At 67.8% G+C, this 25,963-nt stretch carries 3 protein-coding genes (1 of these 3 running past the window's edge); all 3 read left to right on the top strand.

Going from position 1 to position 25,963, the window contains the following annotated elements; genetic code table 11:
- The first annotated feature begins 23 nt into the window (after nucleotides 1-23).
- The gene (locus ACIA75_RS00320; protein WP_397098281.1) at nucleotides 24-449 is read left to right on the top strand and encodes a PPOX class F420-dependent oxidoreductase; all 426 of its coding nucleotides are present in this window, start codon (nucleotides 24-26) and stop codon (nucleotides 447-449) included.
- A gap of 194 nt (nucleotides 450-643) precedes the next feature.
- Nucleotides 644-1,402 carry a precorrin-4 C(11)-methyltransferase gene (gene cobM / locus ACIA75_RS00315; RefSeq protein ID WP_397098279.1) on the top strand — a complete coding sequence of 253 codons (759 nt, stop codon included), beginning with the start codon at nucleotides 644-646 and terminating at the stop codon, nucleotides 1,400-1,402.
- A 360-nt stretch (nucleotides 1,403-1,762) separates the two neighbouring features.
- Nucleotides 1,763-25,963: the start of a non-ribosomal peptide synthase/polyketide synthase gene (locus ACIA75_RS00310; RefSeq protein WP_397098277.1), read on the top strand. The gene runs 39,093 nt beyond the window's last position; the window shows 24,201 of its 63,294 coding nt (coding positions 1-24,201); the start codon lies at nucleotides 1,763-1,765; its stop codon lies off the right edge, out of view.

The raw sequence follows: 25,963 nt of genomic DNA, 5'->3' as shown, positions 1-25,963 counted from the left end.
CGGCCCGACCTAGGGTGATCCGCATGGCCTCACTTTCCGATCCCACGGTGCGCGAATTCCTCGGTTACGGAACACGTACCGCCAAGGTGGCTTTCACCGCCGGCGACGGGCGCCCGGTGGTGACCCCGGTCTGGTTCCTGCTCGACGGCGACGAAATCGTGTTCAACACGGGCAAGAACACGGCGAAGGGGAAGGCGCTGCAGCGCGACCCCCGGATCGCGCTGGTGGTGGATCTCGAGGAGCCGCCGTACGCCGCGGTACAGATCCAGGGCACGGTGACCCTGTCCGAGGATCCGGCCGAACTGCTGCGGACGGCGACCGCGATCGGCGGCCGCTATATGGGTACGGCCCGCGCCGACGAGTTCGGCCGCCGCAACGGCGTCCCCGGTGAGCTCCTGGTCCGGGTGCGGCCGACCAAGGTTGTCGCTTTCTTCGACGCCGTCGGCTGAACCAGGGCCGGAAGCAGTCAGACGACGTTCGACGGCACGGGCGGGCAGGGCCCGGTCGCCGCCGGACCCCGTACGTCCGGGATCCGGCGCCGAACCGGGCCGTATCCGGTATCTCGAGCTCGCTTCCGGCCGCAGGTCGCGGGCAGGCGGGCGGGCCCGCGGTCCGGCGTTGCCGCGGTCCTATGCTCGACCCCATGACCGTGCACTTCATCGGGGCGGGCCCCGGCGCCGCCGATCTGCTGACCGTGCGCGCCGTGGAACTCCTGCGGCGGTGCCCGGTGTGCCTGTACCCGGGGACCTACCTGGATCCCGAGGTGCTGGCCCACTGTGCGCCCGGTACCGAAATGATCGATACGCAGCGGCTCGACCTCGACGAGATCACCGGGCATCTGGTGCGTGCGGCGGCGGCCGGCCGGGAGGTGGCCCGGCTGTGCTCCGGCGATCCGTCCTTGTATTCCGCTCTCACCGAGCAGACGCGCCGGCTCGACGCGGCCGGTGTGCCGTGGGATGTCACCCCGGGTGTACCCGCGTATGCCGCCGCGGCGGCGCTGCTGGGCACGGAGCTGACCGTTCCCGAGGTCGCGCAGTCGGTGGTGCTGACCCGGATGCAGGCCCGATCGACGGTGATGCCGTCGTCCGAGGCGCTGTCCGGGTTCGCCCGGACCCGCGCGACGCTGGCCTTGCATCTGGCGGTCACCCGAACCCGGGAGCTGGCGGCGGAGCTGGCCGAGTACTACGGGGCCGACTGTCCGGTCGCGGTGGTGTATCGCGCCAGCCAGCCGGATCAGGTGGTGTTGCGCGGGACCCTCGCCGGGATCGCCGAACGGGTCGAGGCGGCGGGGCTGCGGCAGGCGGCGGTGATCCTGGTCGGCCGGGCGCTCGACCCGGGCGCGGCCTGTGCGCAATCACACCTTTACGACCCGGCCCGTGACCGGGCACACCTGACCGGATAAGTACAGCAAGAGCGCCCGTGGTGGGCCCGGCCCGGAGAACCGGGCGACTCCCGCACGGCTCCGGCCTGCGCGGGCGGAACGCGGTTGGTGTCGCGCCGGTCCGACGGTAGATTGGGTCGGTGGTCAGGAGTCGGCACGCGGGTGCGGGTACACGGTGTCCTTCGGCACCGTACGTGCCGAGTGGTACCGGGCGTCCGATGTAACATCTTCGGCCCGATAAACGGATACTTCCGATGGACATTTCTGCCTGATCGAACGAGAAGTGGGCCTGGAACAGCGGACGTCGTGCTACCGGCGGTGCGCGTCGCGTCCAGGTGGTGACGGGAAGCGCACGTGTGCGCTCCGGAAGCGAGGTTACGGTTGGACCGGCTGGACAACGGCGGAAACGGTACGAACAGTGGTTCGGCAACCGCCGACGGGGACTTGTTCCCCCTGTCGCCTGCACAGCTGGGTATCTGGTACGCGCAGCATGTCGACCCACAGGTGCCAGTCAATATCGCCCAGTACGTCGAACTGCGCGGTGAGCTCGACGTCGACACTCTGACCCGGGCCAGTTTGGACGCTTCCCACGAGCTGGGTTCGGGCCTGTTGCGCATCGTCGAACGCGACGGGGAACCGCTGCAGTTCATCGATCACAGCATCGAGGACGAAGTCCGCTACGTGGACCTGCGGGATGCCGCCGATCCCGCCGCCGCCGCCGGGGAATGGATGCGTGCCGAATACGGCCGTCCCCTGGATCTGACCGCCGATCGCCTGATACGCGCCGCCGCCCTGCGCCTGGGTGAGAACCACTGGTACTGGTATGTGCGGGCCCACCACATCGTCGTCGACGGCTACGGCGCGATGAACATGATGAACCGGATCGCCGAGCTGTACACGGCGTACCGGGCGGGCGTGGAACCCACTCCGTCCAAGGCGGCGCAGCTGCGCACCTTGTACGAGCAGGAGATCGCCTACCGCGACAGCACCCGCTTCCACACCGATAAAGCGCACTGGGCGGAACGGGTCGCGGGACTCGAGGAGGGCACCAGCCTGGCCGGGCGTTCGGCCGCCCCGGCCGCCCGTAACGGGGTCGTGGCCGGGCCGCTCACCGACGAGCTGAACGCTTCGCTCGAGGATGCGGTGCGGCGCTACGAATCCTCGCCCGCGCAGGAACTGATCGCCGCGTTCGCCGCCTACCTCGCCCAATGGAACGGTGCCGAGGATGTCATCCTCAGTCTGCCGGTCACCGCGCGCACCACCGCGCTCATGCGTCGTTCCGGCGGTGTTTCGTCGAATATCGTCCCGCTGCGGCTGCACGTCGGCGCCGAAACCACGATCGCCGATCTGCGTCACCAGGTTCAGCTGGAGGTTTCCGGGGCGCTGCGGCATCAGCGTTACCGGCACGAGGACATCCGCCGCGACGCCGCCGGTGGCGGCGTGGTGACCACGGAATTCTTCGGACCGTGGGTCAACATCATGCTGTTCCAGGACGAACTGCGGCTCGGCGAGAGCGTCGGCAGCCTGCATGTGCTGTCCACCGGCAGTATCGAGGACCTGGGCGTCAACTTCTATCAGTCGGTCGGCGGCACCCGCAGCCATATCGACTTCGAGACCAACCCCAACCTCTACACCGACGAAGAGGCCATCCGGCACCACACCCGGTTCCTCGAATTCTTCGACCGGTTCCTGGCCGCCGACGCTGCCGAGCCGGTCTGGCAGCTCGCGATCACCACCGCCGCCGAACGCACCGCGACCCTCGAGACCTGGAACGACGCGGCGCACGAAGTCCCGGACACCACGTTGCCCGCGCTGCTGGACGCCCAGATCGCCCGTACCCCGGGCAATCTCGCGGTCGAATACGAGGGGACAGGTCTGTCCTACGCCGAATTCGGCGCGCGGGTCAATCGGCTGGCCCGGTATCTGATCGCCGACGGTGTGGGTCCGGAATCGCTGGTGGCCCTCGGTATGCGCCGGTCACTCGACCTGGTCGTGGCGATGCACGCGGTGCTGCGCGCGGGCGGTGCCTATGTGCCGATCGACCCGGACCATCCGGCCGAACGCACCGACTACATCCTGGAGAGCGCGGCACCGGTCTGCGTGCTGACGGTCACCGCGGACGCGGGCGACCTGCCCGAATCGGTCCGGGCGATCGCCGTCGACACCCTGGACACCGCCGGATACTCCGACGCGCCGATCACCGATGCCGACCGGCTCGCCCCGCTGCGGCCGGACAACACCGCATACGTCATCTACACCTCGGGTTCCACCGGCCGCCCCAAGGGCGTCGTGGTGAGCCATCACGCCATCGTCAACCAGCAGCTGTGGATGCTGGAAACCTACGGGTTCACCGCGGACGACGTCTATCTGCAGAAGACCGCCACCACCTTCGACGTCTCGCTGTGGGGCTACTTCCTGCCGCTGATGTCGGGTGCCACCCTGATCGTCGCGACTCCGGACGGCCACCGTGACCCCGTCTATGTCGCCGAGACCATCGCCCGGCACGGGGTGACCGCCACCGATTTCGTGCCTTCCATGCTGACGGTGTTCGCCGCCTACGCCGACGCCGAGCAGATCGCGTCGTTGCGTGCGATATTCGTGATCGGCGAGGCACTGCCGGCGGAAACGGTCGCGGCGACGAAGGCGATCTCCGGCGCCGGACTGCACAACCTGTACGGCCCCACCGAAGCCGCGGTGTCGGTGACCTATTGGGAGGCCACCACCGCGGATACCGTCTCGGTGCCGATCGGTGTGCCGGAGTGGAATGTCGGGGTCCAGGTACTCGACGCCCGCCTGCGCCCGGCGGCCATCGGCGCGCCGGGTGAGCTGTATCTGTCGGGCCGCCAGCTGGCTCGCGGTTATCGGGGCCGCCCGGACCTGAGCGCCGACCGTTTCGTCGCCGATCCGTCCGGTGCGCCCGGGGATCGGATGTACCGCACCGGCGACCTCGTGCGCTGGCGTGCCGACGGGGTGCTCGAGTACATCGGCCGGACCGACTTCCAGGTGAAGTTCCGCGGTCAGCGCATCGAACTCGGCGAGATCGAAACCGATCTGCTCGCCCATCCGGCGGTGAGTCAGGCCGTGGTCCTGGTGGTCGACACCGCCACCGGTCAGCAGCTGGCCGCCTATGTAGTACCCGCTCCCGGGCAGACCGTGGAACCGGTCGAGCTCAGCCGGTTCCTCGGGGAGAAGCTGCCGTCCTATATGGTCCCGGCCGCGATCGTGGTTCTGGACGCACTCCCGCTCAACACCAGCGGCAAACTGGATCGCAGGGCGCTACCGGAACCCGTGTTCAGCGCCGGCGCCGCCGGTTTCCGTGCACCGCGGACCCAGGCCGAGCAGATCGTGGCCGCGATCTTCGCCGATATCCTGGGCCAGGAGCTGGTCGGTGCCGACGACAACTTCTTCGATCTGGGCGGCAACTCGCTGGTCGCGACCCAGGTCGTCGCGCGGATCAGCGCGGCATTCGGGGTCCGCGTCGGAGTACGGGCGCTGTTCGAAACGCCGACCGTGGCCGGTCTGGCGGCGCGTATCGATAATTCCGCGTCGAGCGAGTCCCGGCCGCCGCTGGTGGCCCGGGCGCTGCCCGAACGGGTGCCGCTGTCGCCGGCGCAGCAGCGGATGTGGTTCATCAACCAGTTCGACCCGACCGCGCCGATCTACAACCTGCCGTTCGTGATCCGGATGCACGGCGAGGTCGATCTGGCCGCTCTGCGGGCGGCGCTCACCGATGTGCTGGAGCGGCAGCAGTCGCTGCGTACGGTGTTCCCCGAGTCCCATGACGGCGGCTACCAGCGGGTACTGCCCATGGAGGAAGCCGATCTCGGGGTAACGGTCGAGCCGATCGAAGCCGCCGACCTGCCCGGCGTCCTGACCGCGTTCGCCTCCATCGGTTTCGATGTGAGCCAAGAATTGCCGATCCGGGTCCGGATCTTCGAGGTGCATGGGGGCCGGTCGAACGGAACCGCCGAGTACGCGGTCGCCTTCGTGGTGCACCACATCTCGGTGGACGGCTTCTCCTTCGGTCCGCTGGCCCGGGATATGGCGGCGGCTTATATCGCCCGGTCCCAGGATGCGGAGCCCACGTGGGCGCCGCTGCCGGTGCAGTACCTGGATTACACGGTCTGGCAGCGGGAACTGCTCGGCGTCGAATCCGATCCCGCCTCGATGGCGGCTCAGCAGATCGGGTATTGGCGCAGTGCCCTGGCCGGGCTGCCCGACCAGCTCGAATTGCCCGCCGATCGGGTGCGCCCGCCGGAGCAGAGCTTCCGCGGTGCCCGCGTCGAGTTCCGGATCGACGCCGAGTTGCATCAGCGGCTGGGCGAACTGGCCCGCGCGCAGGGCGTCAGCCTGTTCATGGTGCTGCACGCGTCCCTGGCGGTATTGCTGGCCCGGTTGTCCGGGACCGGCGATATCGCGGTCGGTACCCCCGTGGCGGGTCGCGGCGAGCAGTCGCTCGACGATCTGATCGGTATGTTCGTCAACACGCTGGTGCTGCGCACCGCGGTGGACGGCGGTGAACGGTTCACCGAGATCCTGGCGCACACCCGGGAAACCGATCTGGCGGCGTTCGCGCATTCGGATGTGCCGTTCGAGCAACTGGTCGAGGTGCTGAACCCGACGCGGTCGCAGGCGCGGCATCCGCTGTTCCAGGTGATGCTGTCGTTCCAGGAAATGGCGCATGCGACCGTCGAATTGCCGGGGTTGCAGGTAACGGCCGAAGAGCTCGAGGTCGATATCGCCAAATTCGATCTGCAGTGGACGGTGACCGAGGATCGGTCCGGCGACGGTGCCGCGCTCGGTATTTCGGTGATCACGTCCTATGCCGTCGATCTGTTCGATGCCGCGACCGTCGACGAGTTCAACCGGCGATTCCTGCGAATTCTGGACAGTGTCGTCAACTACCCGGATACGGCGGTCGGCGATATCGATTTGTTCGAGGATGCCGAACGCGCGCGGATTCTGCGGAAGTGGAACGCGACCGAGATGCCGACCGACCGGTCGGCGACCCTGATTTCGCCGTTCCTCGAACAGGTTTCGCGTACCCCGGATGCCGTCGCCGTCGTCTCCGAGGAGACGAGTCTGACCTACGCCGAGTTCGCCGGCCGGGTGCACCGGCTGGCCCGGTATCTCATTTCGCGCGGGGTGGGCCCGGAAACGCTGGTGGCGCTGGGGATGCGCCGATCGGTCGACCTGCTGGCAGGTATCTACGCCGTGAGCGCGGCGGGTGGCGCGTATGTGCCGCTGGACCCGGATCATCCGGCCGAACGGATCGAATACATCCTGGACACCGCGGCGCCGCTCTGTGTCCTGACCACCGACGATGAGATGAGCGTCGGACAGGTGCCGCGGGTGCGGATCGATACCCTGGACCTCTCCGGGTACGCCACGGACCCGATCACCGATGCCGAGCGCCGCGGTCCGGTGCTGCCGGATGCGGTGGCCTATGTGATCTTCACGTCGGGGTCCACCGGGCGGCCCAAGGGCGTCGTGGTGTCCCATCGGGCGATCGCCAACCAGCTGGCCTGGATGCGCGACGAATACCAGGTGGGTCCCGGTGATATCTACCTGCAGAAGACGGCGACCACGTTCGATGTCTCGCTCTGGGGATACTTCCTGCCGCTGGCGGCCGGTGCGCAACTGTTGCTGGCCGGGCCGGACGGTCACCGCGACCCGCAGTATCTGTCGGAGCTGATCGACCGGTACCAGGTGACGCTCACCGACTTCGTACCGTCCATGCTCAGCGTCTTCGCCGCCTACGCCGATTCCCTCGACTTGGCCTCGCTGCGTGCGGTTTTCGTCATCGGTGAGGCATTGCCGCCGGAAACTGTCACCGCATTCGCCGCCGTCAGTGATGCGCGGCTGTACAACGTGTACGGCCCCACCGAGGCCGCGGTATCCATCACGCATCACGAGGTCACCGCGGCCGACACCGAGGTGGTGCCGATCGGTGTGCCGGAATGGAATTCCCGGGTCTACGTGCTGGACACCCGGCTGTGCCCGGTGCCGATCGGGGTGGTCGGTGAGCTCTACCTGGCCGGCGTCCAGCTGGCTCGGGGCTATCAGGGCCGGGTGGATCTGACCTCGGACCGGTTCGTCGCCGACCCCTTCGACAGCGACGGCGGCCGGATGTACCGCACCGGCGACCTGGTCCGGTGGCTGCCGGACGGTGAACTGGTGTACCTGGGCCGCGCCGACTTCCAGGTGAAGTTCCGTGGCCAGCGGATCGAACTCGGCGAAATCGAGACCGCGCTCCTGGAATTCGAGACCGTCGGACAGGCCGTCGCGGTGGTCCGCACGGACGGGCTCACCGGTGATCACCTGGTTGCTTATGTGGTGCCGGCGCCGGCAACCACGATCGATTCCAACCAGCTCCGCAATCATCTGTACGGCCGGCTGCCCGCGTATATGGTGCCGTCGGCAACGGTCGTGCTCGAAGCCTTCCCGCTGAACTCGAGCGGCAAACTCGATCGACGGGCCCTGCCCGCACCGAAGGTGATCGCCCGGGAGTTCCAGGCGCCGACCACACCGGTGGAAGAGATCGTGGCGGAGACCTTCGCCGAGGTCCTCGGGCTCCCGCGGGAGCAGCCGGTCGGACTCGACGACGATTTCTTCGAACTCGGCGGCAACTCGCTGATCGCCACCCAGGTCGCCGCCCGGCTCGGCGCCGCACTGGACACCCGCGTGCCCGTGCGCACCCTGTTCGAAGCATCCACCGTGATCGCGCTGGCGGCGCGGATCGAATCCCATGCCGGTGAAGGCGCCCGCCAGGCTCTGGTGGCGCGGAGCCGGGAGGACGATATCCCGCTGTCGCTGGCCCAGCAGCGGATGTGGTTCCTCAACCGCTACGACGCCGAATCGGCCGTCAACAATATCCCGGTCGCCATCCGGATGTCCGGTGAACTCGATGTGGCCGCGCTGCAGGTGGCGATCATCGATGTGATCGACCGGCACGAATCCCTGCGCACCGTGTTCCCGGAGACCGGGCATACGCCGGTTCAGGTGATTCTGGATGCGGCGCAGGTGGTTCCGGATCTGACACCGTTCCGGATCCGCGAGGACAAACTCATCGATCATCTGATCGATCTGGCTACCATGGCATTCGATGTCACCAGCGAAGTGCCGCTGCACGCCCGGCTCTTCGAGATCAGCGACAACGAGTACGTCCTCGGCATGGTGGTGCACCATATCTCCGCCGACGGCTGGTCGATGGGACCGCTGGCGCGGGATGTGATGGTCGCCTACGCGGCGCGCGTCAGCTGGGAATCGCCGGCCTGGGCGAATCTTCCGGTGCAGTATGCGGATTACGCCCTGTGGCAGCGCGAGGTCCTGGGTTCGGAGGACGATCCGGAATCGCTGATCTCCGGTCAGATCCGGTACTGGAAGCAGGAACTGGCCGGACTCCCCGACGAATTGGCGCTGCCGGCGGACCGTCCACGGCCCGCGGTGTCGTCCTTTGCCGGCGGCATCCATTCGTTCGTGATCGATCCGGAAACGCGCCGCCGGCTGGTGGAACTCGGCCGCCGGCACAATGCGTCACCGTTCATGGTGGTGCACAGTGTGCTGGCCGCCTTGCTGGCTCGGCTGACGGGCGAATCCGATATCGCCGTCGGCACCCCGGTCGCCGGTCGCGGTGATGCCGCGCTGGAAAACCTGGTCGGCATGTTCGTCAACACCCTGGTGCTGCGGACCCAGGTCCGGGGCGATATGAGTTTCGCCGAACTGCTGGCCGTGGTGCGCAATGCGGATCTGCAAGCTTTCGCGCACGCCGATGTGCCGTTCGAACGGCTGGTCGAGGTGTTGAACCCGGTCCGGTCACAGGCCCGGCACCCGCTGTTCCAGGTGGCATTGTCGTTCGAGAACCTGCCGGATCGGCATTTCGAACTGCCGGAACTGTGGGTGGCGCCGGTCGAATTCGAGACCGGGCTGGAGAAGTTCGACCTGTCGCTCAATTTCCGGGGTATGGGCGAGAGCGCGGATTCCGGGATGCTGGGCGAGCTGTCCTTTGCCCGCGATCTGTTCGATCCGGAGACGGCGGCGTTGTTCACCGATCGGTTCCTGCGGCTGCTGTCGGTGGTGGCCGCTGATCCGGACGTGCTGCTGGGCGATCTGGAACTTCTCGAGCCGGGGGAACGCCGGGAGATCCTGTCCCGTTCGGGTGGTCCGGCGGTGCCGGCGCGGACGTTGCCGGAGTTGCTGGCGGATGCGGTGGCGGTCGATCCGGCGGCGCCGGCGGTGGTGTTCGAGGGTGTTCGCTTCTCCTATGGGGAGTTCGACGAGCGGTCGAACCGGTTGGCGCGGGTGTTGATCGCGCGTGGTCTGGGTGCCGAGGATCTGGTGGCGGTGGCGGTGCCGCGGTCGGCGGATTCGGTGCTGGCCGAGTGGGCGGTGACGAAGTCGGGTGCGGCGTTCCTGCCGATCGATCCGACGTATCCGGCGGATCGTATTGCGCATATGCTGTCCGATTCCGGTGCGCCGGTGGGTATTACGGTGTCCTCGGAGGTCGCGGGGCTGCCGGATTCGGTGGACTGGCTGGTGCTCGACGAGCTGGATCTCGATGGGTTTGCGGCCGGTCCGGTGACAGATGTGGATCGTGTGCGGCCGTTGACCGCGGCGAATACCGCCTATGTCATCTACACCTCGGGTTCCACAGGTCTGCCCAAGGGCGTGGTGCTCAGTCACGCCGGCTTGGCGAACTTCAGTGCCGAACAGGTCGAGCGCTACCGGCTGACTCCGCAATCGAAAGCCTTGGCTTTCGCCTCCCCCTCGTTCGATGCCTCGATTCTGGAACTGCTGCTGGCCGTGGGTTCCGCCGGTGCGCTGGTAGTCGTGCCGACGGGTACCTATGGCGGGGCGGAGCTGGGTGAGCTGATCGCCCGCGAGGGTGTGACGGTCGGTTTGATCACGCCGTCGGTGCTGGCGTCGCTGGATCCCGCCGACCTGGCGGGTATGGAAGTCATCATCGCCGGTGGTGAAGCCATCTCGGCGGACCTGGTCGCGAAATGGTCGGCCACACCCGAGATCGGGCGGCCCGCGGGAGCGGTCGAGCGGCGGTTCCACAATGCGTACGGCCCGACCGAGGCGACCATCGCCACCAACATCAGTGAGCGGTTGCTGCCGGGCGACCCGGTCACCATCGGTGGTCCGGTCCGGGGCATGCGGGCGCTGGTGCTCGATGATCGGCTCCAGCCGGTGCCCGAGGGTGTGGCCGGTGAGTTGTATGTCGGTGGTATCCAGCTGGCGCGTGGTTATCACGCTCGGGCCGGTTTGACGGCCGGGCGTTTCGTTGCCGATCCGTTCGGTGAATCGGGGGCGCGGCTCTATCGAACCGGTGACGTGGTGCGCTGGCGTCGCGATCCGGCCGGTGACCCGGTGGTGGAGTATGTGGGCCGCAACGATTTCCAGGTGAAGGTGCGTGGTTTCCGCATCGAGCTGGGGGAGATCGACGCGGCGCTCACCGCGCACGAGACGGTGGACTTCGCCGTCACGACCGGGCACCGGAACGCCGCGGGCGCGGACGCGCTGGTGTCGTATGTGGTGGCGGCACCGGGTCGTTCGGTCGACGTGGCGGCGGTGCGTGAGTTCGCCGGGCAGCGGTTGCCGTCGTACATGGTGCCGTCGTCGATCATGGTGCTCGACGAGATCCCGCTGACCCCGGCCGGCAAACTGGACCGCCGGGCGCTGCCCGAACCGGTATTCGAGACCCGTGAATTCCGTGCGCCGTCGACCCTGATCGAAGAGATCGTGGCGGGGATCTACGCCGAGGTCCTCGGGGTGCGGCGGGTCGGCGCGGACGATGATTTCTTTGCCGTCGGTGGTAACTCGCTGCTCGCCACCCAGGTCGCGGCCCGGCTCGGTGCCGCACTGGACGCCCCCGTTCCGGTGCGGGCGCTGTTCGAGGCGCCCACCGTCGCCGGTTTGGCCGTGCGGGTGGAACAGCAGGCCGGATCCGGTGGCCGGGTGGCGCTGGTGCCGCAGCCGCGCCCGACCCGGGTCACGGAGTCGGGAGAGGTCTACGAGGCGGCGCCGTTGTCGCCGGCGCAGCAGCGGATGTGGTTCCTGAACCGCTTCGATCAGCAGTCCGCGGCGTACAACATCACGCTGGCGATCCGGTTGTCGGGTGCGCTCGATCTCGACGCGCTGCGGGCGGCCGTTGCCGATCTGGTGGGCCGGCACGAAGTACTGCGCACGGTGTACCCGGAGACGGAGTCGGGTCCGGTGCAGGTGGTGCTGCCCGTCGGCGACGCCACCCCGGACCTCCGGGTGCGTTCGGTCGCCGCCGCCGAGCTGTTCGCCGCGGTGTCGGGGCTGGCGCCGGCCGGTTTCGATGTGACGGCCGAGGTGCCGCTGCGGGTGGCGCTGTTCCAGGTGGACGGACCGGCCGGCACCGCGGATACCACCGTCGTGCCGGGGGAGTTCGTGCTGGCGATGGTGGTGCACCATATCGCGGCGGACGGTTCGTCGGTGAGCCCGTTGACGCGGGATCTGATGACCGCGTACGCGGCGCGGGCCGCGGGCACGGTGCCGGGCTGGGTGGCGCTGCCGGTGCAGTATGCCGACTACGCGTTGTGGCAGCGGGCGCTGCTGGGCGACGAATCCGATCCGGAGTCGTTGGCGGCCGAGCAGATCGGGTACTGGGAGTCGGCGCTGGCCGGGATCCCGGATCAGCTGGATCTGCCGGCGGATCGGCCGCGTCCGGCGGTGCAGTCGTATGCGGGCGGCCGGGTCGAGGTGCGGGTCGACGCCCGGACCCATGCCGGGCTGCAGCGGGTGGCGCAGCAGCAGGGCGCCACGCTGTTCATGGTGATGCACACGGCGTTCGCGGTGCTGCTGTCGCGCTTGTCGGGCAGTGACGACATCACGATCGGCACGCCGGTGGCGGGTCGCGGTGAGCGGGCGCTCGACGATCTGGTCGGCATGTTCGTGAACACCCTGGTGTTCCGGACCCAGGTGGACCGCGGGGAGGCGTTCACCGATTTGCTGGCCCGCCAGCGGCAGGTGGACATCGGTGCGTTCGCGCACGCCGATGTGCCGTTCGAGCGACTCGTCGAGGTGCTCAACCCGGTCCGGTCGCAGGCCCGGCACCCGCTGTTCCAGGTGGGATTCGCCTTCCAGAACATGGACCGGTCGCGGCTGGAGCTGCCGGGATTGACGGTGTCCGGTCTCGATATCGACACCGCGGTCTCGCAGTTCGATCTGCACGCGTTCATCGAAGACAACTACGACACCGCCGGAGACCCCGCGGGGGTGTCGGGGTTCCTCACCTACGCGACCGATCTGTTCGACCACGCCACCGTGCAGGGGTTCGTCGACCGGTTCACCCGACTGCTGGGGGAGGTCGTCGCTGATCCGTCGATCCCGGTGGGGGATCTGGAAATCTTGGAGCCGGCCGAGCGGGCGCGGGTCCTGACCGAGTGGAACGCGACCGGGCACGCGGTGCCGGAAACGCTGCTGCTCGACGGTTTCACCCGGGCGGTCGCCGAGTTCCCGGATCGGGTGGCGGTAGTCGCCGACGGTGTCGAGGTCACGTACGCGGAGCTGGATGTGCGGGTCAACCGCCTGGCTCGGCGCCTGATCGCGCAGGGTGTGGGGCCGGAATCGCTGGTCGGGCTGCTGGTATCGCGGTCACTGGATTTCGTGGTCGGCACCTATGCCGTGATGGCCGCGGGCGGCGCCTATGTGCCGCTGGATCCGGCGCATCCGGCCGAGCGGATCGGCTACATTCTGGATGCCGCGGCACCGGTGTGTGTGCTGACCACTGTCGACGATGCCGCGACTGTTCCCCAGGGGACAGGTGTGCCGGTACTGGTCCTGGACGTCCTCGACGTCAGCAAGTACGACGCGTCGACTGTCACCGACGCCGATCGGGTGGCGCCGCTGCGGACGGAGAACACGGCGTATGTGATCTTCACGTCCGGGTCGACGGGCCGGCCCAAGGGTGTGGCGGTGTCGCATGCGGCGATCTGCAACCAGATCCGCTGGATCGCCGGCGAATACGGGATCTCGCGGGATGATGTGGTGTTGTTCAAGACACCCGCGACCTTCGACGTTTCGCTGTGGGAGTTGTTCGCGCCGTTGACCGTCGGTGCGCGGATGGTGGTCGCCGAACCGGACGGTCATCGTGATCCGCAGTATCTGGCGTCGGTGATCGCCGAACAGGGCGTGACGGCGACCTCGTTCGTGCCGTCGATGCTGTCGGTCTTCGCGGAGAGCGTTGCCGCCGACCCGGGTGCGCTGTCATCGCTGCGGATGCTGTTCGTGGCGGGTGAAGCGTTCACCGGCGATGTCGTCGCGGCGGTACGGCGGGTGACCGATGTGGCGCTGTACAACCTGTACGGCCCGACCGAGTTCGCCGTGCACGCCACCCATGCCGCTGTCCGCGAGGGCGTCTCGGGCGCGGTCCCGATCGGTGGACCCGTGTGGAATGCGCGGGTGTACGTGCTGGATTCGCGGATGCGGCCGGTTCCGGCCGGTGTCGCGGGTGAGCTGTATCTGGCCGGCGCCCAGGTGGCGCGCGGGTATGTGGACCGTCCGGACCTGAGCGCGGATCGGTTCGTCGCGGACCCGTTCGGTACGGGTGACCGCATGTACCGCACCGGTGACGTCGTGCGCTGGACGGCCGATGGCGAACTGGTGTACGTGGGCCGGTCCGATTTCCAGGTGAAGGTGCGTGGTCAGCGCATCGAACTGGGCGAGATCGAGACGGCGCTGACCGAGCACGATGCGGTGGCGCGTGCGGTGGTGGTGGCCAAGTCGGATCCGGCCATGGGCGACCGGCTCGTGGGCTACGTGGTGCCGGTGCGCGACGCGATCCTGGACACCGACGACCTGCGTGCCCATCTCGGGCAACGGTTGCCGGTTTACATGGTGCCGTCGGCGTTCGTGGTGCTGGCCGAGTTCCCGCTCAACGCCTCCGGGAAGCTGGATCGTAAAGCCCTGCCGGAGCCGGTGTTCGAGTCGCGGGAATTCCGCGAGCCGTCCACTCCGATCGAGCAGATCGTGGCCGGGGTGTTCGCCGATGTGCTCGGTGTGAGCCGAGTGGGTGCGGATGACGATTTCTTCGCGCTGGGTGGTAACTCGCTGATCGCGACCCAGGTTTCGGCGCGCGTGGGCCAGGCACTGGACACGCAGGTGCCGGTGCGGGCGCTCTTCGAGGCGTCGACGGTGGCCGCGCTGGCCGCGCGCATCCAAGAGCAGGCCGGGTCGGGCGCGCGTAAGGCGCTGGTGGCCGGTCCGCGGCCGGAGCGGGTGCCGCTGTCATCGGCGCAGCGCCGGATGTGGTTCCTGAACCGGTTCGACGGCGATTCGGCCGCCTACAACCTGCCGTTCGCGATCCGCCTCTCGGGTGCGCTCGATCTCGGCGCGCTGCGGGCGGCGGTCGCCGACGTCGTCGCGCGGCACGAGGTGCTGCGGACGGTGTACCCGGAGACCGAGTCCGGCCCGGTGCAGGTCGTGCTGCCGGCGGGGCAGACGGTTCCGGAGCTCGAGCTGCGCACGGTGCCGGAGGCGGATGTCCTTGCGGCCGTGTCGGAGCTGGCGTCGGCCGGTTTCGATGTGACGGCCGATGTGCCGCTGCGGGTGGCACTGTTCGAAATCGACGGCGCGGCAGACGAATACGTGCTGGCGATGGTGGTGCATCACATTTCCGGTGACGGTTCCTCGGCGGTGCCGCTGACCCGCGATGTGATGATCGCGTACTCCGCGCGGACCGCCGGTGAGGCGCCGGGCTGGGCGCCGTTGCCGGTGCAGTACGCCGACTACGCGCTGTGGCAGCGGGAGCTGCTCGGCGATGAGAGCGATCCGGCTTCGCTGGCGGCGAAGCAGATCGCCTACTGGGAGTCGGCGCTGGCCGGGATCCCGGATCAGCTGGATCTGCCGGCCGATCGGCCGCGCCCGGCAATGCAGTCGTTCGCCGGTAGCCGGGTCGAGGTCCGGATCGATGCGGAGATCCATGCCGGGCTGCAGCGATTGGCGCAGCAGCAGGGTGCCACGTTGTTCATGGCGGTGCACACGGCGTTCTCGGTGTTGCTGGCCCGGTTGTCGGGTAGTGACGACATCACTGTCGGTACGCCGATCGCGGGCCGTGGTGAGCAGGTTCTGGACGATCTGATCGGTATGTTCGTGAACACGCTGGTGTTCCGGACCCAGCTCGATCGCGGGGAGTCGTTCACCGATCTGCTGGCGCGACAGCGGGAAGTGGATATCGCGGCGTTCGCGCATGCGGATGTGCCGTTCGAGCGGCTCGTAGAGGTGCTGAACCCGGTTCGTTCTACCGCGCGGCACCCGCTGTTCCAGGTCGGGTTCTCGTTCCAGAACCTGGCGCAGGTCGGCCTGGAGTTGCCGGGGTTGACGGTGTCGGGTGTGGAGGTCGATACCGGGATCTCCCAGTTCGACCTGCATCTGATCGTCGGTGACAGCTACGACTCCTCGGGTGCGCCGACAGGTCTGAGTGGCATCCTGACTTACGCCACCGCGCTGTTCGATCGGGCGACTGTCGAGGTGGTCGCGGACCGGTTCGTGCGGTTGCTCGGGGAGATCGTCGCGGCGCCGGAGACCGTGGTCGGTGAGCTGGATATCCTGGCTCCGGCCGAGCGTGCCGCGCTGGCCGAGCGGAATTCGACTGCTCGTGAGTTGGATTCGGCGCAGACGTTGGTGTCGCTGCTGGATGCCACTGTGGCCGCCGGGCCGGATGATGTGGCGTTGGTGGCTGCTGATGGATCCCGGGTGTCTTATGCGGAGTTGGGTGCGCGGGTCAATGGTTTGGCCCGGTTCCTGATTGCGGAGGGTGTCGGTCCGGAGGTTCGGGTCGGGTTGGCGTTGCGGCGGTCGGTGGATCTGGTTGTCGCGATGTATGCGGTGTCTGTGGCCGGTGGTGTGTATGTGCCGATCGATCCGGATCAGGCCGCGGAGCGTAGCGGCTACATTCTCGAGACCGCGGCGCCGGTGTGTGTGCTGACGAATGCCGAGACCGGGTTTGCTACCGAGAGCGCACCGGTGGTGGTGCTCGACGATCTCGACCTGAGCGGCTTCGACTCCGCACCGGTTTCCGAAGCCGAGCGCAGCATGCCGCTGCGGGCGTCGAATACTGCGTATGTGATCTTCACGTCCGGTTCGACGGGCCGGCCGAAGGGTGTGGCAGTCCCGCACTCGGCGATCGTGAACCAGTTGCGTTACATCACTACCGAATTCGCGTTGGATGCTTCGGATGCGATTCTGCTGAAGACGGCGGCGACGTTCGATCTGTCGGTGTGGGAGTTCTGGACCGCCGCCGTCTGTGGTGGCCGGATGGTCATCGCCTCGGCGGAGGGGCATCGGGATCCCGCCTATCTCAACAGCGTGATGGGTCGCGAGGCGGTCACCACGTTGACGGTGGTGCCGTCGATGCTGGACGCCCTGCTGAGCGACGACGAGGGTCTTCCTGCCTCGCTGCGGCGGGTGCTGGCCATCGGCGAGGCATTGCCCGCGGCGACGGCGCAGCGGTTGCTCGCCGATCACCCGGGTATCGGGTTGTTCAACCTCTACGGTCCGACCGAGGCGGCGGTGTCGATCACCACCCATCGGGCCACGGCCGCGGATGTGGTATCCGTTCCTATCGGTGCGCCGCAATGGAATTCGCGGGTGTATGTGCTCGATGCGCGTCTGCAGCCGGTGCCCGATGGTGTGTCGGGTGAGTTGTATCTGGCTGGTGTGCAGTTGGCGCACGGGTATTTCGGCCGGGCCGATCTGAGTGCGGATCGGTTTGTGGCGGATCCGTTCGTTGCGGGTGAGCGGATGTATCGTACGGGTGACCTGGTTGCTTGGAACGGTGCCGGTGAGCTGGAGTATCGGGGTCGTACCGATTTCCAGGTGAAGATTCGTGGTTTCCGGATCGAGCTGGGTGAGATCGAAGCGGCTTTGCTGGCCTTGCCCGAGGTCGGTCAGGCCGCGGTGGTGGCGAAGTCGGATCCGCGGACCGGTGACCGTCTGGTCGGGTACCTCGTGCCCGCCACGGGTGCGCGTCCGGCCGAGGATTCCGGTGCTGCTGTTGCCGGTGACGCCGGCATCGGTGTGGATTTCGCTCGGATTCAGGCGGAGCTGGGCCGGCAATTGCCGTCCTACATGGTTCCGGCGGCATTCGTCGAACTCGATGCTCTGCCGTTGAATGTCAACGGCAAGCTGGATCGTAAAGCTCTGCCGGAGCCTGTTTTCGAGGCAACCGTGTTCCGCGCGCCGTCGACACCGATCGAAGAGATCGTGGCGGGGATTTTCGGTGAGGTCCTGAGTGCCGACCGGGTCGGCGCGGATGACGACTTCTTCGCGCTGGGTGGTAACTCGCTGGTCGCCACCCAGGTTGCGGCCCGGCTGAGCAAGGTGCTGGATACGACGGTGCCGGTGCGCGCGGTGTTCGAGGCTCCCACCGTCGCCGGTCTGGCTGTCCGGGTGGAGCAGCATGCGGGTTCGGGCGGCCGGGCGCCGCTGGTGCCGCAGCCGCGGCCGACGCGGGTGACCGATTCGGGTGAAGTCCAGGATGCGGCGCCGTTGTCGCTGGCGCAGCAGCGGATGTGGTTCCTGAACCGGTTCGACGGTGAGTCGGCGGCGTACAACATTCCGTTGGCGATCCGTTTGTCCGGTGCACTGGATGTGGATGCGTTGCGGGCGGCGGTGGCCGACGTGGTGGCGCGGCACGAGGTGCTCCGGACGGTGTATCCGGAGACCGATTCCGGTCCGGTGCAGGTGGTGCTGCCGGTGGGGCAGGGGGTGCCGCAGCTCGAGGTGCGGACGGTCGCCGCCGCGGATGTTGTTGCGGCCGTAGGTGAGTTGGCGTCGTCCGGTTTCGATGTGACGGCCGAGGTGCCGCTGCGGGTGGCACTGTTCCGGGTGGACGATTCGAACGAAGCCGCGGGCACCGCACATGACGCCGGTGCGACCGGCGAGTTCGTGCTGGCGATGGTGGTGCACCACATTTCCGGTGACGGTTCGTCGGTGGGTCCGTTGACGCGTGACCTGATGACCGCGTACGTCGCGCGGGCCGCGGGTGAGGCGCCGGGCTGGGCGCCGTTGCCGGTGCAGTACGCCGACTTCGCGCTGTGGCAGCGGGAGCTGCTCGGCGACGAGAACGATTCGCGGTCGCTGGCCGCCGGGCAGCTCGCCTACTGGGAGTCGGCGCTGGCCGGTGTGCCGGATCAGTTGGATCTGCCCGCCGATCGGCCGCGACCGGCGGTGCAGTCGTTCGCCGGTGGCCGGGTAGAGGTCGGGATCGACGCCGAGCTGCACGCGGGCTTGCTACGGGTGGCGCAGGAGCAGGGCGCGACCTTGTTCATGGTGGTGCATTCGGCGCTGGCCGTGCTGCTGGCGCGGTTGTCCGGTAGTGATGACATCACTGTCGGCACGCCGGTCGCGGGTCGTGCCGAACAGGCCCTCGACGGCTTGATCGGTATGTTCGTGAACACGCTGGTGTTCCGGACCCAGCTCGACCGTGGCGAGTCGTTCGCCGATCTGCTGACGCGGCAGCGTCAGGTGGATATCCAGGCGTTCGCGAACGCGGATGTGCCGTTCGAGCGCCTGGTCGAGGTGCTGAATCCGGCGCGGTCGCAGGCACGGCACCCGCTGTTCCAGGTCGGGTTCACCTTCCAGAACCTGGCGCAGGCCGGTCTGGAACTGCCCGGGCTCACGGTCTCGGGTGTGGAGGTCGATACCGAGATCTCCCAGTTCGACCTGAATCTGATCGTCGGCGACAGCTACGACTCCGCGGGTACCCCGCAAGGTGTCGCGGGCCATCTGACCTACGCCACGGCATTGTTCGACCGGGCCACGGCACAAGATTTTGTGCAGCGGTTCATCCGGTTGCTGGGTGAGATCGTCGCCGATCCGGCGCTGCCGGTCGGGGATCTCGATATTCTCGCGCCCGTCGAACGCACCCGCGTACTGGCGGACTGGAACGCGACCGAGCACGTCCTGGCGGAGCGGTTGCTGCTGGACGGGTTCGAGCGGACGGCGGCGGCACACCCGGATCGGGTGGCGGTGTCGTTCGAGGGGATGAGTCTGTCCTACGGGGAGTTCTCCGCTGAGGTGAACCGGCTGGCGCGTGTGTTGATCGCGCAGGGCGTGGGGCCGGAGTCGCTGGTCGGTTTGGTGATGTCGCGGTCGCTGGATCTGGTGGTCGGCATGTATGCCGTCATCACCGCCGGCGGTGCGTATGTGCCGCTGGATCCGGCGCATCCGGCGGAGCGGATCGGCTACATCCTGGATACCGCGGCACCGGTATGCGTGCTGACCACTACGGCGGACGCGGCTGCTGTTCCCGAGGGGACAGGTCTGCCCGTACTGGCGCTGGACGCTATGGAGGGGTCCGGGTACGCCGACTCCCAGGTGACCGATGCCGATCGGCTGGCTCCGGTTCGGCCCGATAACACCGCGTATGTGATTTTCACGTCCGGCTCGACCGGTCGCCCGAAGGGTGTGGCGGTGCCGCATTCGGCGATCGCGAACCAGGTGGCCTGGATGCTGGCGGAGTACCCGATGGGTGCCGGCGATACCTACTTGCAGAAGACGGCGACCACGTTCGATGTGTCGCTGTGGGGTTACTTCCTGCCCCTGGCCGCCGGTGCGCGGCTCGTCGTGGCAACGCCGGATGGTCATCGCGACCCGGCGTATCTCGCGCGGGTGATCGCCGAACAGCGGGTGACGGTGACCGACTTCGTGCCGTCGATGTTGACGGTGTTCGCCGCGCAGACGCCGGCGGGTTCGATTCCGTCGCTCGAGCATGTGTTCGTGATCGGTGAGGCGCTGCCGCCCGAGACCGTCGCGGCGATGCGCGGTATTTCCGATGCCGCGGTGCACAATTTGTACGGCCCGACCGAGGCCGCCGTATCGATCACCTATTGGCAGGCCACCGGTACCGAGACCGGCAGCGTCCCGATCGGTGTCCCGCAGTGGAATTCGCGCGTGTACGTACTGGATTCGCGGTTGCGTCCGGTACCCGCGGGGGTGACCGGTGAGCTGTATCTGGCCGGTGATCAGCTGGCGCGCGGGTATGTGACGCGTCCGGATCTGTCCGCGGACCGGTTCGTGGCGAATCCGTTCGACGCGGACGCGCGGATGTATCGCACCGGCGACCTGGTGCGCTGGGCGCAGGTGGACGGCCGGCCGGTCCTGGAATACCTGGGCCGCACCGATTTCCAGGTGAAGTTCCGCGGACAGCGGATCGAACTCGGTGAGATCGAGTCGGCGTTGCTGGCCCAGCCGCAGGTGAGCCAGGCGGTGGTCACCGTCGCGGGCTCGGATCTGGGTGAGCAGCTGGTCGCGTATGTGGTGCCGGCGCCGGGAGCCGAGATCGTTTCCGGTGCGCTGCTGGATTCCGTCCGGGATGTCCTTCCCACCTACATGGTTCCGGCCGCGGTGGTAGAGCTGGACGCTTTCCCGTTGAACACGTCCGGGAAACTGGATCGTAAAGCGCTGCCGGAGCCGGTATTCGGGACCCGTGAGTTCCGGGCGCCGTCGACGCCGATCGAGGAGATCGTCGCGGGTGTGTTCGCCGATGTCCTCGGTGTGGACCGGGTCGGCGCGGATGACGACTTCTTCGCTCTGGGCGGTAACTCCCTGGTCGCGACGCAGGTCGCGGCGCGGGTGGGGCAGGCGCTGGATACCGATGTGCCGGTGCGGGTGTTGTTCGAGGCAACTACCGTCACCGCTCTTGCCGCGCGGATCGAGACGCATTCCGTACCCGGTGGGCGTAGGGCGCTGGTACCGCAGCCACGTGCGGAGCGGATCCTGGCCTCGGGTGAGATCGTGGAGGCTGCGCCGTTGTCGCTGGCGCAGCAGCGGATGTGGTTCCTCAACCGTTTCGATCAGCAGTCGGTCGCATACAACATTCCGCTGGCCATCCGGCTGACGGGTGAGCTGGATGTGGACGCGCTGCGGGCGGCGGTGGCCGATCTCGTGGCGCGGCACGAGGTGTTGCGGACGGTGTATCCGGAGACCGAGTCGGGTCCGGTGCAGGTGGTGCTGCCGGTCGAGCAGGCCGCGCCCCGGATGGAAATGCGCTCGGTCGCCGCCGGGGATGTGGTTTCCGCGGTTTCGGAGCTGGCGGCAGCCGTTTTCGATGTGACGGCAGAAGTGCCCCTGCGGGTGGCCCTGTTCCACGTCGAAGGCGATACCGCCGGGGCCGGCGATACGTTCGGCGCGGCCGGGCGTGTTCGCGGTGACTTCGTGCTGGCGATGGTGGTGCACCACATCACGGGTGACGGTTCGTCGTCCGGGCCGTTGGTTCGCGACGTGATGACTGCCTATGCCGCGCGCACCGCCGGTGAGGTGCCGGGCTGGGCCCCCTTGCCCGTGCAGTACGCGGACTACAGCATCTGGCAGCGGGAGCTGCTGGGGGACGAAGCCGATCCGGCGTCGATGGCGGCCGCGCAGATCGGCTACTGGCAGACGGCGCTGGCGGATCTGCCGGAACAGCTGGACCTGCCCGCGGATCGGCCCCGGCCGGCGGCGCGGTCGTCTGTGGGTGGCCGGGTTCCGATCGAGATAGACGCCGAACTGCACGCGGCATTGAACACGGTGGCGCGTGCGGAGGGCGCGACGTTGTTCATGATGGTGCACACGGCGTTCGCGGTCCTGCTGGCCCGGCTGTCGGGTACCGATGATATTGCGATCGGCACGCCGGTGGCCGGTCGTGGTGAGCGGGCACTGGACGATCTGATCGGTATGTTCGTGAACACACTGGTGTTCCGGACCGAGGTCGATCGCGGGGAGTCGTTCGCGGAACTGCTGAACCGGCAGCGGCAGGTCGATATCCAGGCCTTCGCGCATGCGGATGTGCCCTTCGAGCGACTGGTCGAGGTGCTGAACCCGGTTCGCTCGCAGGCGCGGCATCCGTTGTTCCAGGTCGGACTGGCATTCCAGAATCTGGTGCAGTCGAGCCTGGAATTGCCGGGGTTGACGGTGTCGGGGATGGATATCGATACCGGGATCTCCCAGTTCGACCTGAACCTGGTCGTCGCGGACGAGTACACGGACAGCGGTGCCCCGGCCGGTATCCGTGCCGTGCTCACCTACGCCGCGGATCTGTTCGATCATGCGTCGGCGGAAGGGTTCGCGGATCGGTTCGTGCGCTTGCTGGCCGAGATCGCGGCCGATCCGTCGGTGGCTGTGGGCGACCTGGAGATCCTCGACCCGGCCGAGCGGGCGCGGGTGCTCACCGAGTGGAACGCGACCGATTTCGCGGTGGACACGGAGCTGCTGCTGGACGGTTACGCGCGGGCGGTAGCGGCATATCCGGATCGCATGGCGGTATCGTTCGAGGATCAGCGGCTGACCTACCGTGAATTCGATGCCCGGGTGAACAGTCTTGCCCGGCTGCTGATTTCGCAGGGTGTGGGACCGGAGTCGCTGGTCGGGCTCGTCGTGCGACGCTCGGTGGACCTGGTCGTCGGCATGTATGCGATCGTGACCGCGGGCGGGGCCTACGTGCCGGTGGACCCGGATCATCCGGCCGAGCGGATCGGCTACCTTCTGGATGCCGCGGCACCGGTATGCGTATTGACCACCGCCGATGACGCCGCGGCTGTTCCCGAGGGGACAGGTCTGCCCGTGCTGGTGCTGGACGCACTCGACACGAGTGATTTCGATACCGCGCCGGTGACCGATGCGGAGCGGGTGGCTCCGGTGCGACCGGAGAACACGGCGTATGTGATTTTCACATCGGGTTCGACGGGGCGGCCGAAGGGCGTGGCGGTATCGCACGCCGCGATCGCCAACACCTTGGTGTGGTCGATCGAGCAGTACGGCCTGGGCGCCGAGGACAGTCTGCTGCAGAAGACCGCGGTGACGTTCGACGCCTCGGTCTGGGAGTTCTTCCTGCCCCTGCAGGTCGGTGCGCGGCTGGTGGTGGCCGAGCCGGACGGTCATCTCGACCCGGACTACATGGTGCGGACCGTCATCGCGGAGCGGGTGACCGTGGTGCAGTTCGTTCCCTCGGTGCTGGCATTGGTTGCTGTCGATGAGCGGTTGGCCGGATACACCGGTTTGCGGCATGTGTTCGCCGGCGGTGAAGCGCTACCGGTCGAATTGGGTCGCCGGGTGCGGGAGCTGACCGGTGCCCGGGTGCACAATGTGTACGGCCCGACCGAGACGGCGGTGGATGCGACATTCCATGAGGTGACGGCCGCCGATATGGCCTCGGTGCCGATCGGTGTTCCGGTATTCAACACCCGGGCGTATGTCCTCGACTCGCGGTTGCATCCGGTGCCCGCGGGGGTCACCGGTGAGCTGTACCTGTCGGGTGCGCAAGTGGCGCGTGGTTATGCGGGGCGCCCGGGGTTGACGACCGAACGGTTCGTCGCCGATCCGTTCGGGTCGGGTGGCCGGATGTATCGCACCGGCGACCTGGTCTCCCGGCGGCCGGATGGAGAGCTCGAGTATCGGGGCCGGGCGGACTTCCAGGTGAAGCTGCGGGGGCAGCGGATCGAGCTCGGCGAGATCGAATCCGCGCTGCAGGCGCGGCCTCGGGTCGGCCGGGCCGTCGTCTCGGTAGTGACTTCCGCACTCGGCGAGCAGTTGGTCGCGTATGTGGTGCCGGCAGCCGGTGCGCGGATCGACTCCGGTGAACTGCTCGATGACGTGCGCACGGTGCTGCCGGGGTATATGGTGCCGGCCGCGGTGGTTGTGCTGGACGCACTGCCGTTGAACGCTTCCGGGAAGCTGGATCGCAAGGCATTGCCGGAGCCCGAGTTCGCTGCCCGGGGCTTCCGGGCGCCGTCCACTCCGGTCGAGGAGATCGTGGCCGGGGTGTTCGCCGAGGTACTCGGAGCGGACCGGGTCGGCGCCGACGACGAGTTCTTCGCACTCGGTGGTAACTCGCTGATCGCGACGCAGGTGGCGGCGCGGCTGGGCAAGGCGCTGGATACCACCGTGCCGGTGCGGGCATTGTTCGAGGCCTCCACGGTGGCCGGCCTGGCTGTCCGGGTGGAGCAGCATGCCGGGATCGGCGGACGTGCCCCGCTGGTGCCGCAGCCGCGTCCGGCAGTGGCGTTGCCTTCGGGTGAGGTCGTGGAGCGGGCGCCGCTGTCGCTGGCGCAGCAGCGGATGTGGTTCCTGAACCGCTTCGACAATCGTTCGGCGGTCAACAATATTCCGCTGGCTGTCAAACTCACCGGTGCGCTGGATCTCGCTGCGCTGCGGGCGGCCGTCGTCGATATGGTGCAACGACACGAGGTGCTGCGCACGGTCTACCCGGATATCGACGGAGTCGGCATCCAGAAGGTGTTGCCGATCGGCGAGGTGGATTTCGATCTCACCCCCGAACCCATCTCCGCATCGGGCCTGGACGCCCGGATCCTGGAGTTGGCAGGTGCGTTGTTCGATGTCACGATCGAACTGCCGTTCCGGGTGACATTGTTGCGTCTGGACGAGAACGCCCACGTCGTGGTGTTCGTCGCGCACCACATCAGTAGCGACGGGTTCTCGGTCCGCCCGCTGCTGCGAGATCTCGTAGTCGCGTACACCAATCGCTGCAGTGGCATGGCACCCGACTGGGAACCGCTGGCCGTTCAGTACGCCGATTACGCGCTGTGGCAGCGCACGGTGCTCGGTTCCGAAGATGATCCGGAATCCGTTGTCGCCGAGCAGATCGCCTACTGGAGCGAACGGTTGCGGGATCTGCCGGACCGGCTGGAACTGCCAGCCGACCGTCCGCACCCCGAGATCGCCTCCAATGTAGGCGCGGCGCATGATTTCGCCGTCGACGCGACCCTGCGCGCGGCCCTGGAGGATCTGGCCCGCGCGCATGGCACCACGTTGTTCATGGTGATGCATGCGGCGCTGGCAACCTGGGCGATGCGGATGTCCGGCAGCGCCGATATCGCCATCGGAAGCCCGATCGCCGGCCGCGGTGAGCAGGCGTTGGACGATCTGATCGGGATGTTCGTCAACACCCTTGTGTTGCGTACCGAAGTGGCCCAAGACGCAGCGTTCACCGAGCTCTTGGCCGAAGTCCAGCGTATCGACCTGGAGGCATTCGGAAATGCCGAAGTGCCGTTCGAGCGGCTGGTCGACATCCTGAATCCGCGCCGTTCGCAGGCGCATCACCCGCTGTTCCAGCTGGCGCTGACGTTCGAGGCCGCGTCGGTGGCCGAGACGCGGGCTGTTTCCCTGCCGGGGCTCGATCTCGAGGTTGTGGAATTCGATCCCGGTCTGGCGAAATTCGATCTGCAACTGAGCGTCGGCACGGGGGCGACCACCGACAGTGGCCTGCTCATGCAGTGGTCGTACGCCACCGACCTGTTCGACGCGGAGACCGTGGCCGGATTCGCCGATCGACTGGTGCGGATCCTGCGCGCGGTCGTCACGGATCCGGATATCGCGATCGGCGATATCGATCTGCTCGCCGAACCCGAGCGTGCGGACGTGGTGCGGCACTGGACGGGTACCCGTCCCGACGCCGCCCCCGGTGTATTCAGTGTCGACGGACGGCCGGTCGATCTGCCCGGGACAGCTACTCTGGCAAGTCTTTTCGAGGCAGTCGTCGGTGAGTACCCGCGGCGGACGGCGGCGAAGTTCGGCGATGAGCAACTCACCTACGCCGAGCTGGATCGCCGGGCCAAT

This window comes from Nocardia sp. NPDC051750, from assembly GCF_044453135.1.
Classification (GTDB): domain Bacteria; phylum Actinomycetota; class Actinomycetes; order Mycobacteriales; family Mycobacteriaceae; genus Nocardia.
The sequence above is the reverse complement of the archived record's forward strand: the minus strand, read 5'-3'. Positions and strand labels throughout refer to the sequence as shown.